We start from the raw sequence: 12,879 nt of genomic DNA on the forward strand, positions 1-12,879 counted from the left end.
TTTATTGCAGTTGATTTAAAGGATGGATCAAAGAATGGTAAAAACCCGCGATGCCGTTGAGAACGAATTGCGCCGCAAGCGCCGCAAGCACGATGCCAAGGACGCGGGTAATGATATGCACCTTGCTTTCGCCGAGGTATCCCGTAACGATTTCGCTGACGTACAACAGCAACCACGTGATCAGATAAATTGCGGCGATGACGCCGGCAAGCACGCTCATGCGACGGGTATCCGTACCGGCTCTATTGGCTAGCAGCAGAACGGCGGTAATGGTGCCGGGCCCGGAAAGCAAGGGTATTGCGAGCGGGAAAATCGCGATGTCTTCGCCTGCCGTGCGCTTTTCCTCGACTTTAGGCGCCTGAAGGCCGGCACGCTGCCCGAACAGCATGGGCATTGCGGTCACGAAAAGGAGAATGCCTCCGCTGATCGCGAACGCGTGCACGGTAACCCCGAGATGCGCGAGCAGATATTTGCCGGCCAGCAGAAAAAAAACCGTTACGCCGAAAGCGATGAGCAAAGCGCGGCTCAAGGTCTTGCGCCGCTCGCTTTTTCCCAGTCCGCGGGTCAAAGCGATAAACATCGGTGCCGCGCCGGGCGGATCAACGACCACGGCCAAAGTCAGAAAAGCCGTTAGCGCAAACTGAAACAAGCCTTCTTCCATCAACCGTTCGGCTGCGCCTGTACGGACGTCAGAAACCGAAGTCCTCCGCTCCCGCAAATCACATATCGCACTTTCAGATGGTTTCCCGTTGCGAACAGGACCGGCAGTTGGGACTTCTTGTCTTCCGGCACGCCATCGACATCCAAGTAATACTTATTCGTCACGCCTTCCTCGTCGGTCAGCAACACGCCTTTTTCGTAAGCGTCGAAAATATCCTTCCCGCCCATTTCCTTGACGATCACTTCGTGTGCATTCTTCTCGGCTTCGCAACCAGGCCCGCCCTGTCCCGCGATGGAAATTTCGACCGCAGCCGGAACCTCTACTTGCGGCTCCGGAATCGGTGCTCTACCGGGCTCCTGAGGCGCCGGCGGAACCGGCGGGATAACCTCTTCGGTAGGCGGTTTTCTGCCCACGATAAACAAGGCGGCCACGATCAATACGACCAACGCGACAGCAATGACTATGGCCCACCGGGCCCATCGAACAATCGAAACTCTCTGCTTCTCCGGCTGCATATCTTCTCATCCCTTGCATAAGTCAAATGAACTCTTGGATTCCGTAAACGCCGACCTTCTCCCCGGTAGATGTCCCTGCGGCATCTCTACACGATCGGATACTACGGCGGATTCGAAAATCAAATGCCAGCGTCCTTCAGCATGGTCTCAAGCTTGGTCGGGGAAAATCCGGTCATTTTTTCATTTCCGACCAGGATGACCGGAACGGCCCTGCCACCGAGCTGATCGAATCGAGTCTTGGCGGACCGAGATTTCTCGATATCGAATTCATCGTAGGCAATACCGTGGCTTGCCATATACGATTTCGCCTTCCGGCACACGCCGCACCATTCGGTGGTAAAAATCGTCACTTTCTGGGATACCGCGGCGTCTTCAACCGATGAAACTTCGGGCGAGCCCGAGTAAGAGTCGATCTCGACGAGTTCGACTTTGGCACTGTTGCCGCCTTCCGCACGACTATCGGTGTACGTCACTTTTCCGTCGGGACCCGTTACCTTATATACCTCGGCTTTACTCGCGGAACCGAAAGCGACGACAAAGCACAGAACAACGAAGGACAAGCATTTCTTCATTAAACCCTCCGGTAGCGTGTATCGGGCCTGACGAGTCCGGCGAAACCGCAACGTCCCGTATAAGCGGACACGTCTGGCAGCCCTTGTCTCCATCTTCTTAAGGCCATTCTGCGAAAACATTCGAAGGAGCAACTATAGCGCATCGGGTACGACTGTTTACACTTCCGGGCCTTCGACGATCAACACTACAAACGTTCGATTGGGGCGACCCGCCCCGACATCACTCGGAACATCTCCGGAAAAGTATTTGTCTCAGGTTAAAGCCTTATCCTAGAGAAAACCGACAGTGCACTTGGATTGCCGGGAAAAGTCATCGACGTCGCTGGTAACGTGGGAGATTCGCGTTCGCTCGATGTTTCCGGTGGATAGATACGACTAAGGAGATCAGACGTGAACCGCCGCACTGTACCGATACTGCTCTGTTCGATTATTGCCGCGGGCATGGCTCATGGAAGCAACGGAAACACCTTGCCCCTTCGGTTCGACGCTGTTCTCAGCGGTTCCGAGGAAATACCCGCACCAGTGACCACCTCGATGTCGGGCCAAGCGGGTTTCGAATTCAATCCGGACGAAACCGTGATGTCGTTCATCTTGGCTCTCACCAATGGGGTAAACGTCACCGGAATCCAGCTGCATTGCGGTCCAGTAGGCGCGCCCGGGCCCGCAATCGTTCCGCTTCTGAATGCGATTCAGGGCAGCTGGGACGGCACACTGCAAGTACAATCGACCATAACCGGAGCCAATATCATTCAAGGGGTAGATTGCGTTTCCACGATCGGAAGAAACATAGCCACGCTTCCGGATTTGGCTGCGGCCATGAGAGACGGCAACATCTTCGTGAATGTCAGCTCGGCCGCATTTCCGGAAGGAGAAATCCGGGGGCAGGCACAGGTAAGCTCGGGTGATTTGATCTTATTGTCGCTGACCGGAACGCCCGATTCCGTCGCCCGAGTGCCCTTGCAGATCGGCGGAGAATCCGGCACCGTCGTCAGAATCGTGACCGAATCGCCCGTAACCGTGATCTCGCAGCCGAGCGGTTTCAATCCGCCGCTGAGAGAATTTCCGTCCTCGAGCTTTAATCCGCCCCTCAGAGATATGTCGACCTTTCCGTCCTCGGGCTTGAATCCCCCGTAGAAACGAGCCTTCAATGACCTTCGTGCACGTTAAAAGACGACGCGCCGCACGATCGGCCGATGCGCCGTAGTTTTTTGACTCAGCTTCTTGCAGCGAACACCACCACGGGCGTCTGCGTTTGCGTGAGCACGAAGCTCACGGGGTATTGACGGTTCGGCTCAGCCAGCGCGGCAGTGAACACCTCCGCCTTATTGGCGCCGCCGAACTGTAGATAGACTCGTCGGGCGTGCAAAATCCAAGGCAAGGTCATACTCATGCGTTCGGTTGGCGCGACTGCGCCCACTTGAGCGAGACAGGGCGGCGTATCCGCGACCGAACCTCCCAGAGCCAAACCGGCGTCTAAATTGGGACTGGCTGGGAATAGCGAGGCGGTGTGACCGTCGTCTCCCATGCCGAGAATCAGCGCCGCGAATGGCAGGGGCAGGCTTTCGAAAGTGGCCGCCAAGATCGCCTCGGCGTCTTCGGCGGACGCATTGCCGGTATAGAGCGGCACGAAACGAGCCGCCGCCGCGCGACCTTGCAGCAGATGAGTCTTGACCAGGGCGGCATTGCTGGCCGGATCGGTTTCAGGCACCCATCGCTCGTCCACTAGCGTGACGACCACGCGTGCCCAGTCCAAGTCTTCGTCGCGCAAAGCTTCGAACACGGGCACCGGCGACCGGCCGCCCGATACGGCCAACGCGGCCCGAGGCTCGGTCTGCAACACCGCGCGCAAGTCGGCAGCCACCGCGGCGGCGAGTGCCGGTGCGAGGCTTGCGTTATCGTCAAACCATCGAATGTCTACCATGTCTTAACCCTCGTCATGCCAGCCAAAACCGTCGCGCGACAGCAGCTCGGAAGATGCGGACGGCCCCCAGGTTCCTGCCGCATAAGGTTTCGGACCGCTCGGATCGGCGGCCCACGTGTTCAGAATCGGCTCGACCCAGCGCCAGGCCAGCTCCAGCTCGTCCTGGCGCACGAACAGCGCCTGGTTGCCACGGATGGTATCGAGCAGCAGGCGTTCGTATGCCTCGGCCCGGCGGCCCTTGAATTTTCCCGAGAAGTCGAGATCGAGCGACACCGGCTGAAGCTCCATCGAATCGCCCGGTGCCTTGGCGTTGAGGTACAAACGAATGTATTCGTCCGGCTGCAGGCGGATGACCAGCTTGGACGGCGCGCGCGAACCGCTGCTCGGCAGAGGAAAGATATGATGCGGCACATCATGGAAATGGACAACGATTTCAGCCAACCGAGTCGGCAAGCGTTTACCGGTGAACAGATAAAACGGCACTCCGGCCCAACGCCAATTGGCGATCTCCGCCTTGATGGCCACGAAGGTTTCCGTCTTGCTGCCGGCCGGGATATTGTCCTCTTCCAAATATCCCTTCACCTGACGGCCGCCCGAAACACCCGCGCGGTATTGCCCGCGTACGGTCTTGGTCAAAACATCTTCCCGAGTGAACGGCACCAGACACTCGAGCACCTTGAGCTTTTCGTTGCGGATCGCGTCGGAATCGAGGCTGGCCGGCGGCTCCATCGCGACAAAACACAACAGTTGCAGCAAATGGTTTTGCACCATGTCGCGCAATGCGCCGGTTTTGTCGTAGAACCCTCCGCGGCTGCCGATTCCGACATCTTCGGCAATCGTGATCTGAACGTTGCTGATCCACATTCGGCGCCACAGCGGTTCGAACAACGAGTTGCCGAAGCGCAGCGCCATCAGGTTCTGTACCGACTCCTTACCCAGGTAATGATCGATTCGATAGACTTGTTTTTCGTAGAAGAACCGATCCACATCCGCGGTGATCGCATTGCTCGATGCCAGATCGTGCCCCAGCGGCTTCTCCAGCACGACGCGGCTATTCGGACCATTAAGGCCTTGTCGGGTGAGATTGCTGCAAATCGTCGCAAACAGGAACGGTGCGGTGGACAGATAGAATACGGTTACCTCGGCAGGGGACTGCTTCAGCAAGGTTTTTAATGCCACGTATTGCTCCTGCTGGGTGGCATCGAGTTTCAGGTAGGTCAGGCGCGAGAGAAACGTCGCCCACACCGCATCGTCCCAATCGGCCTTGGGCACGAATTGCCTGACCTTGTCATCCACCATGGCGAGGAAAGCCTCTTGCGTCAGGTCCAGCAGATCGAGACAGAGGATGCGGCCCGACTCCACCAGCCGGCCGGTCTTATGGCACTGGTACATCGCCGGCAATAATTTGCGCGTGACCAGATCACCGGCACCGCCAAAAAAAACCAGGTTGAACGATTGGGGAAATGGGAGCTGACTCACCGCAGAAACCTCTTGTTAAAGATCGTGCCGATTATGGCTCGGCCGAGCTCATGTTGTATAAAGGCAGACCCGGAAAACCCGGATGAAAAAACCTTGCAATACTACTCGCCGCCCCTCCCACTGTCCAGCCGCCCCTGGGCCGAACGGCCACGTTTCTTGACACGCTTTTGCGGCTTGGATTAAATGTGGCGCCTGCGCCCCGTTGCAGGGCATGCTCTTGCCCATCGCCGACGCAACCCGAACAAGACGCCACTTCAGCCGGAAACATATGTCCCTACATCCCACATTGCTCGCCGTCACCGAGCGCATTCGCGCCCGCAGCCAAACCAAGCGTCAGGCCTATCTGGAGCGCATGAAACGCGCCCGTCAGAAAGGCGTCGAGCGCAATCGCATCGCCTGCACCAACGTGGCGCATGCCTACGCCGCGATGCCGACCAATGACAAACTGGTGTTGAAAGCCGCCACAGTCCCGAACATCGGCATCGTGACGGCGTATAACGACATGCTCTCGGCGCATCAACCGTACGAACAATACCCGGCGGTGATTAAAGCCGAGGCGCGGGCAGCGGGGGCGACCGCGCAGGTTGCCGGCGGCGTCCCGGCGATGTGCGACGGCGTGACTCAGGGCCAAAGCGGCATGGAACTCTCCTTGTTCTCGCGCGACGTGATCGCGATGTCTACCGCTGTGGCGCTTGCCCACCGCGTGTTCGATGCCAATCTGTTCCTCGGCGTCTGCGACAAGATCGTTCCGGGCCTTTTGATCGGAGCGCTGCGTTTCGGGCATCTGCCCGCCATTTTCGTGCCCGCCGGTCCAATGGCCTCGGGGGTGTCGAACGCCGAGAAAGCCAAAGTCAGACAGCTGTTCGCCGAAGGCAAGGTCGGCCGAGAAGCCCTGCTCGAATCCGAGATGGCGTCCTATCACAGCGCCGGAACCTGCACGTTCTACGGCACCGCCAACAGCAACCAGATGCTGATGGAAATCATGGGCCTGCAATTGCCCGGGTCGGCCTTCGTGAGCCCGGGCACCGAACTTCGCGAAGCATTGACCCGCGCCGCCACACGGCAAGCAGTACGACTCGCCCAGGACAAATCCTCCCCGAGCCTGTGCGACGTCGTGGACGAACGCGCCGTGGTCAACGGAATCGTCGGCCTGCTGGCGACGGGCGGCTCGACCAACCACACGATTCACCTGATCGCCATCGCGCGAGCCGCCGGGATAGAAATCAACTGGGACGACTTCAACGATCTGTCGGCGGTCGTTCCGCTGCTGGCCCGCGTCTATCCCAACGGCAAAGCGGATGTCAACCATTTCCACGCCGCCGGCGGTATGGGCTTTTTGATTCGCGAACTGCTGGATGCAGGGCTTCTGCATGAAGACGTCCAGACCGTCCTGGGGCTGGGTCTGCGCCGCTGGGCGGAAGAACCCTGGCTCGACAATGGTCAACTGGCCTTTCGCCCCGCCAGCGAGAAGAGCCTCGATACCGCGGTACTGGCACCGGCCGGCGAACCGTTCAGCTCGGACGGCGGATTGCGCCTGGTTACCGGCAATCTCGGCCGCGGGGTGATTAAGGTCTCGGCTGTCGCACCCGAAAACCGGGTGGTGCGCGCCCCCGCCATCGTATTCGACGACCAGGAAGACTTGATTGCCGCCTTCAAACGCGGCGAACTGGAACGGGACTTCATCGCCGTAGTCCGTTTCCAGGGGCCGCGCGCTAACGGCATGCCGGAACTGCATCAGCTCACCCCCTCGCTCGCGGTCCTCCAGGAGCGCGGATTCAAGGTGGCCCTGGTTACGGACGGCCGCATGTCCGGCGCCTCAGGAAAAGTTCCAGCCGCGATTCACATTTCGCCCGAGTGCGTGATGGGCGGCCCGCTCGCCAAGGTGCGCGATGGCGACATGCTGGTGCTCGATGCGGTGGAAGGCCGCCTGGAGGCCGAGGTCCCGGCCGCCGAATGGAACAGCCGCGAGCTCGCCACGGCCGACCTGTCGCGCAACCAGTTCGGCTGCGGACGGGAGCTGTTCACCGGCTTGCGCCAACTGGCCGACACCGCGGAACGCGGCGGCGCCACTTTCCAGTTCGACGACTGACACGGCTCTCCTTTTTTGCAACCGACGAAGAGATTCCTGTTATGAACCTTGACCAGATCATTGCCGCGACCAGTGTCATGCCCGTGATGGTGGTGGACCGCGTGGAAGACGCGGTACCGCTGTCCCGCGCCTTGGTGGAAGGCGGCATTCGCGTATTAGAAATCACCTTGCGTACCGCCGCCGGCCTGGACGCCGTACGGGTGATCAAGCAAGAAATCCCGGACGCGATCGTCGGCGTCGGCACCATCGCCACGCCGGCTCAGCTCGATGCCGCGATTTCCGCCGGTGCGCAATTCGGCGTTTCGCCGGGCACGACGCCCACCCTGCTGAAGGCGATCGTAGACAGCAAGCTGCCGTTTTTCCCGGGCGTTGCCACCATGTCCGAAGTGATGCAAGCCTTGGAAGCCGGCCTCGACGTCATGAAATTTTTCCCGGCCGTGGCTGCGGGCGGCATCAAGATGCTCGACTCGTTCAGAGGTCCGTTTCCGAACGTGCGTTTCTGTCCGACCGGCGGGATCAACGTGCAGAACGCGCCGGATTTCTTCAAGCTTCCCAATGTCGTCGCCGTGGGCGGCTCCTGGCTCACCCCCAAAGACTTGGTCGCCAGCGGCAATTGGGCTGAAATCACGCGCTTGGCTCGCGAAGCCTCGGCACTCAAGCCGTAATTACAAAGGACTGATTGGCCCGTTCGGAAGAATCATTTTAGTCGCGACCTTCCAATCGCAGACAGTGGCTTTAGCGGCGTTGTCGGCAAAGGATTGCCGACCTACGAACAGATCATAGGACGTGCTGAACGAAGCGTAGCGTGGCAAGGCCGGTTTGCGCGGCAGCATCGCCCGGACGGTGCCGGACAGGGATGGTCCGGCATGAACCGCATGGTTCGCGATTGATGCTTGTCCTGAGCCTAGTCGAAGGGCGCTTCGTCCCTCAGCACATCCTACGCCCTGAGCTGTCGCAGATGGTAGGGTGGGTTAGGTGCGCCAGCGAGAAACCGGATTTGGCCGCATGGCTAGACGCGCACCGTAACCCACCGAATGGGACGGAAAAAAGTCGGAGGTCGGCAATCCTTTGCCAACATCTGAAAACATGGGCACGGCCTGTTGGCCTTTGCCCATCCTACGGCTCTCGGTTAGCGGCATCTTATCGGGGACATCGCCGCATCCCGAATCACTCATCGATCGCCTTGATCCTCGGCACGTGCCGGCCGCCTTCGAATTCGGTGGACAGGAAGGTTTCGACGATCTTCTTTGCCATTTCGAGACTGATGATCCGCTGGCCCATGGCGATACAGTTGGCATCGTTGTGCAACCGGGTGAGATAGGCGGTTTCCTCGTTGAAGCAATAGCCGCAGCGGCAGCCCTTGACTCGGTTGGCAACGATGGCCTCGCCGTTCCCGCTGCCGCCCAGCACGATGCCACGCTCGACTTCGCCGTTGGCGACAGCCACGGCGCACGGGCGAATCCACGTGGGATAATCGGTTCGTTCGTCGCTGAAACAGCCGTAGTCGACGACCTCATGGCCAAGAGAACTTAGCCAAGTACGCAGTTCTTCCTTGTAGGCGAATCCCGCGTGATCAGAAGCGATGCCGATTTTCATGATGACTCCTTATTGATTTAAGGTAGGCGGACACCCGCGTCCTTCACCGGGACAGCGGGCGAAAAAGTATAACCGCGGGAGAAGCTCCTCCATCAACCGCGATCGTCGGCGGCTTTCAAGACGTCCAGCATCTCGCGATGAATCAGACCGTTGCTGGAAACGATGCGGCCGGTACTCAAGATCTCGTCGCCGCCGTCGAAATCGGTAACGGTACCGCCCGCCTCGCGCACCAGCACGATGCCGGCCGCAATGTCGTGCGGCTTGACCTTCATCTCCCAATGTCCGTCCAACTGTCCCGTGGCCGTATAGCACAGGTTGAGCGCGGCCGAACCAATACGCCGCGTGGCTTGCGCGCTGCGCTGAAAGCCGAGGAAATTCTTCATATTGCTGTCGCTGGTATGGGTATCGTAAGAGAAACCGGTAATCACCAGAGCACGATTCAGCACCAGCGTCGCGGACACGTGAATCGGCCGGTCGTTGCGCGTGGCACCCAAACCGAGCGCGGCGGCGAATGTCTCGTCTGTGGCGGGGTTATACACCACGCCGAGCGAAGGCACGCCGTCGATCAGCAAACCCATCGATACGCAGAACATCGGAAACCCGTGCGCGAAGTTCACGGTACCGTCGAGCGGATCGATGTGCCAGAGGTAATTCCGCGCAGGCGGGCGAGATTCCTCGGCGCGATAAGCTCCGCCCTCTTCGCCGACAATTTGGTGAGAAGGGAAAAGCTTGCGCAGTTCGCCGACGATGAACTGTTCGCTGCGGATGTCGTATTCGGTGACCGGGTCGATATCGCTGGTCTTGAACTGCACCGCAGTGCCGCGACGGGTTTCGAATCCCTCTCGAAGAATGGCCCCTGCGCCACGGGCGATCGTGACGGCGGCACCAAGGATGTCGGTAAGCGAAGGATCGGTTGATTGCATTGTTCCGTGCCGTTAAGAAAACAGGCCGGCCATTCTACATCAGACGGCGAAAGAGCCGCAGCGTGACGATTTCCGCGGCTCCGGAGACAGTAAGGCGTTCTTATAAGTGGGCGAGCATCGCCTCGGCGCTCGAGACTTCGAATTTGCCAGGCGCCTCGACGGCCAGATGCTTCACGACGCCATCGTCGACGACCATCGCGAAGCGCTGGCAGCGTACACCCATGCCTTTTTCGGTCAAATCGAGTTCGAGTCCGAGTTTCCGGGTGTATTCGGCGCTGCCGTCGGCCATCATGCGCACCTTGCCGCCGGCCTTCTGATCCCGGCCCCATGAAGCCATCACGAAAGCATCGTTGACGGCCATGCACCAGATTTCGTCGACATCCTTGGCTTTCAGCTTGTCGAAGTTCGTGACGTAACCGGGCAGATGTTGCGCGGAGCAGGTCGGCGTATACGCGCCCGGAAGGCCGAAAATCACGATTTTTTTACCCTTGACGAGATCGCCGACATTCAACGGTTGCGGCTTCATCGGACAGCCGATAGCCGGGTCGAACTCGGTAGACTCGTACAGCTTGCCCTCGGGCAGGCGATCTCCAACTTTGATGGTCATGGCATCTCCTTAGGTGGTTGCAGTTAGAACGGATAGGCGAACTAAATCACGTCGACGCAAGGGCCTCGTGCTTTTCCGCGATGAGTTTCAACAGCGCCTTGTGCGGATCGGCGAACTTTGCCGTCCCTTCATCCATCAGGACCTGCTCCATCTTCGCCACGTCCACCTTGGCGTCGATCTCGTCTAGGACGGCTTGGGTCGGCAGTTGATCGACCTTGCGCGTGTATTGCTTGTTGAGCCCCTCGACAGCGTCGTTGGTGGCGGGCGGATTAGTCTGGATGTCGCTGCCGGCCAAGGCTTCCACGTATTTGTCGGGCGGATCGCCGGGTCTCTTGGTGCCGGTGCTGGCGAAAACGATTTCCTGCTGGAGTGGCAGATTCTTGTCCTTCCAGAAGGACTGATTAAGCTGCCAGAGACGCTTGACGTTAACGATGCCGACCTGTCCCTGGGCGTCGGGACTGAGCTCCGGAATCTGCTTTTCCGTGTATACGTCCACACGCGAGACGAAGATGCTGTACACACTCTTGAAATGAGTGAGGCTCGAGCGCCGCTGCGCACCGCGCCAAACGGCCTCACGGGCGAGCTTGTACTGGCGCTCGGAGAAAATGAGGGTGACGTTGAGATTGATTCCGGCAGCGGCCAATTCCTCCAGCGAATCCAGCCCGGCCGGGGTTGCGGGAACCTTGATCAGGCGGTTGACGTGCCCGCTGCCCCAATGCTTGCCGAGCTCGATGTACTCCTTGACGCGTTTGGCGTGAGGCAGATTCAGCTCGCGGTCTTCGAGGAGCGGATCGAGTTCGAAACTGACGTAGCCGTCGTTGCCGCGGGTTTCTTCCCAAACGGGCAAGAACACCTCCTGAGCGTTGCGCACCAGGTAATCGGTCATCTCCCAGGCGATGGCCGAATTGTCCATGCCTTCATCGAGCAAGGCGCGCATATGATCGTCGAAGCGGCCCGTGTTGAGGATGTCGGCGATGATGATGGGATTGGAGGTCGCGCCGGTGGCCCCGAGAGCGCGGTCTCTTTCGACCAGTTCGGGATCGATGGAATCGAGCCAGAGTTTGGTGCCGGTGGAAATCAAAGATCTTAGTGACATGATGAACTCCTTGCGGGGTGTTAAAACCCAATACATTGCTCTTTTGACTTGTCGGCCAAGACAAAAGCGCAACGTTAGTAAAGAAATTCAAAGCACTCCCCATGTGCTCTCCATTCAGCAACCATGCGCTCGCGCTGAACCGGTGTCAAGTGCGAGAGTCGGGCGGACGGGGCGGATCGGTCGATGCTGTCAAAGCCCTTGCGGTGGAGACGATCACCGATTCCTGCGACACTATGATGTGCACGTTAATTCGCAAAAAGGATGAATCATGACTGACCGAAAACTCCGTTGGGGCATACTTGGTGCCGCGCGCGTTAACGAACGCCTGATGCCCGCCATCGTCGATGCCTCGAATGCCGAACTGGTCGCCATTGCCAGCCGCCGTCCCGGAGCAGCCGCCGAGACGCTGGCGAAATACGCGCCGCAACAACAGGGAGTCCGGACTTATGACAAGCTCGACGCGCTGCTCGACGATGCCCAAGTGGAAGCCGTTTACCTGCCTCTCGCCAACCACGAACACGCCGAATGGGCGTTGCGCGCCATACAGCACGGCAAGCACGTACTGTGCGAGAAACCGATGGCGCTGACCGTCGCCGATATCGAAGCAATCGAAGCCGCGGCACGCCAGCACAAGGTGACCGTGATGGAAGGCTTCATGTACCGCTTCCACCCGCAGCATGCGCGCGTGCGGGAGCTAATCCGCTCCGGCCTCGTCGGAGACATACGCTCCGTCCGCGCCACCTACTCGTTCATGATGCGGCCGGCACGCTTGTATCGCCTCGCGGAAAGTGTCGAGCGCGGCGGCGGCGCCATGTGGGACATCGGTTGCTATGCGATCCATTCGGCCCGCATGTTTTTCGGCGAGCCGCCCGTCGCCGTCACCGCCATTGCGAAATACGTCGAGAGCGGCGCGGATATCACGACCAGCGGCATCATCGATTTCGGAGACGGCAAACATGCCCATTTCGATTTCAGCTTCGAACGGGCGCGGCGCTCGGAATACGAAATCATAGGCACCAAGGGCGGCTTGAAATGCCATACCGTCTGGCAGCTTCCGGGCGATATCCCGGTGCTTTCGTGGTGGACCGAAGACGGGCGGCAGTGTGAAGAACGTCTGCCCGCGGCCAACCATTTCACACTGGAAATCGAGCATTTCAGCGAATGCGCGCTGACCGGAAAAGCGCCCCAGCTTTCGCTGGACGACGCAAAGGACAATTGCCGGATCATCGTCGCCGCTTTGGAGTCCGCGGCTAACGGGCGAACGGTAAAACTGAGCCCATAGCGCCGAAAAAGCCCGGCGCGCTACACCAAGTCCTATATGCCGCAATTCTGTCGGCCATGTTCGGAAAGCTCTTCAGGCCCTTCGACGAACCGTAAGCTCTGATTCCATTCGTGGTGAGCCTGTCGAAGATTCTCCTCG

At 59.3% G+C, this 12,879-nt stretch carries 13 protein-coding genes; 4 read left to right on the top strand and 9 right to left on the bottom strand.

The window, feature by feature from the left end:
- Position 1: 1 nt before the first annotated feature.
- The 3 genes from ACR2TX_RS03985 to ACR2TX_RS03995 form a co-directional block, all read right to left on the bottom strand.
- Entirely contained in the window at positions 2-661 is a 660-nt protein-coding gene (locus tag ACR2TX_RS03985; protein WP_077730275.1) for a MarC family protein, read from the bottom strand.
- Positions 661-1,176 carry a hypothetical protein gene (locus ACR2TX_RS03990; protein WP_077730274.1) on the bottom strand — a complete coding sequence of 172 codons (516 nt, stop codon included), beginning with the start codon at positions 1,174-1,176 and terminating at the stop codon, positions 661-663. The genes ACR2TX_RS03985 and ACR2TX_RS03990 overlap by 1 nt, the downstream gene beginning before the upstream one ends.
- A 119-nt stretch (positions 1,177-1,295) precedes the next feature.
- Entirely contained in the window at positions 1,296-1,748 is a 453-nt protein-coding gene (locus ACR2TX_RS03995; RefSeq protein ID WP_166642658.1) for a glutaredoxin domain-containing protein, read from the bottom strand.
- 390 nt (positions 1,749-2,138) lie between these two features.
- Here ACR2TX_RS03995 and ACR2TX_RS04000 point away from each other — a divergent pair, with 390 nt between their 5' ends.
- Positions 2,139-2,882, top strand: a complete 744-nt coding sequence (locus ACR2TX_RS04000) for a CHRD domain-containing protein (protein WP_086133174.1) — start codon at positions 2,139-2,141, stop codon at positions 2,880-2,882.
- Positions 2,883-2,961: 79 nt separating this feature from the next.
- On the opposite strand, the gene pgl is transcribed toward ACR2TX_RS04000, so the two are convergent.
- Positions 2,962-3,669 (bottom strand): 6-phosphogluconolactonase, encoded by a 708-nt coding sequence (gene pgl / locus ACR2TX_RS04005; protein ID WP_086133175.1) that lies wholly within the window; start codon positions 3,667-3,669, stop codon positions 2,962-2,964.
- 3 nt (positions 3,670-3,672) lie between these two features.
- Positions 3,673-5,148: a glucose-6-phosphate dehydrogenase gene (zwf, locus tag ACR2TX_RS04010; protein ID WP_166642659.1), complete on the bottom strand. Its 1,476-nt coding sequence runs from the start codon at positions 5,146-5,148 to the stop codon at positions 3,673-3,675.
- Between the two features lie 268 nt (positions 5,149-5,416).
- Between zwf and edd the strand changes: the two genes are divergently transcribed.
- Both edd and ACR2TX_RS04020 read left to right on the top strand, forming a co-directional pair.
- Positions 5,417-7,237 (top strand): phosphogluconate dehydratase, encoded by a 1,821-nt coding sequence (gene edd / locus ACR2TX_RS04015; protein ID WP_086133176.1) that lies wholly within the window; start codon positions 5,417-5,419, stop codon positions 7,235-7,237.
- Positions 7,238-7,278: 41 nt separating this feature from the next.
- Positions 7,279-7,902 (top strand): bifunctional 4-hydroxy-2-oxoglutarate aldolase/2-dehydro-3-deoxy-phosphogluconate aldolase, encoded by a 624-nt coding sequence (locus tag ACR2TX_RS04020; RefSeq protein WP_434131272.1) that lies wholly within the window; start codon positions 7,279-7,281, stop codon positions 7,900-7,902.
- A 502-nt stretch (positions 7,903-8,404) separates the two neighbouring features.
- Here ACR2TX_RS04020 and rpiB read toward each other — a convergent pair.
- The 4 genes from rpiB to ACR2TX_RS04040 all read right to left on the bottom strand — a co-directional run bounded on the left by rpiB (position 8,405) and on the right by ACR2TX_RS04040 (position 11,459).
- Positions 8,405-8,833: a ribose 5-phosphate isomerase B gene (rpiB, locus tag ACR2TX_RS04025; protein ID WP_077730268.1), complete on the bottom strand. Its 429-nt coding sequence runs from the start codon at positions 8,831-8,833 to the stop codon at positions 8,405-8,407.
- A 92-nt stretch (positions 8,834-8,925) separates the two neighbouring features.
- Positions 8,926-9,756, bottom strand: coding sequence for an inositol monophosphatase family protein (locus tag ACR2TX_RS04030; protein WP_210023718.1), 831 nt, complete (start codon positions 9,754-9,756; stop codon positions 8,926-8,928).
- Between the two features lie 100 nt (positions 9,757-9,856).
- Entirely contained in the window at positions 9,857-10,363 is a 507-nt protein-coding gene (locus tag ACR2TX_RS04035; RefSeq protein WP_077730266.1) for a peroxiredoxin, read from the bottom strand.
- A 46-nt stretch (positions 10,364-10,409) separates the two neighbouring features.
- Positions 10,410-11,459, bottom strand: a complete 1,050-nt coding sequence (locus ACR2TX_RS04040; protein WP_434131273.1) for a transaldolase family protein — start codon at positions 11,457-11,459, stop codon at positions 10,410-10,412.
- Between the two features lie 268 nt (positions 11,460-11,727).
- Between ACR2TX_RS04040 and ACR2TX_RS04045 the strand changes: the two genes are divergently transcribed.
- Positions 11,728-12,741, top strand: a complete 1,014-nt coding sequence (locus ACR2TX_RS04045; RefSeq protein WP_156880093.1) for a Gfo/Idh/MocA family protein — start codon at positions 11,728-11,730, stop codon at positions 12,739-12,741.
- The last annotated feature ends 138 nt before the right edge of the window (positions 12,742-12,879 follow it).

This window comes from Methylocaldum sp. GT1BB (genome assembly GCF_051027545.1).
GTDB lineage: Bacteria > Pseudomonadota > Gammaproteobacteria > Methylococcales > Methylococcaceae > Methylocaldum.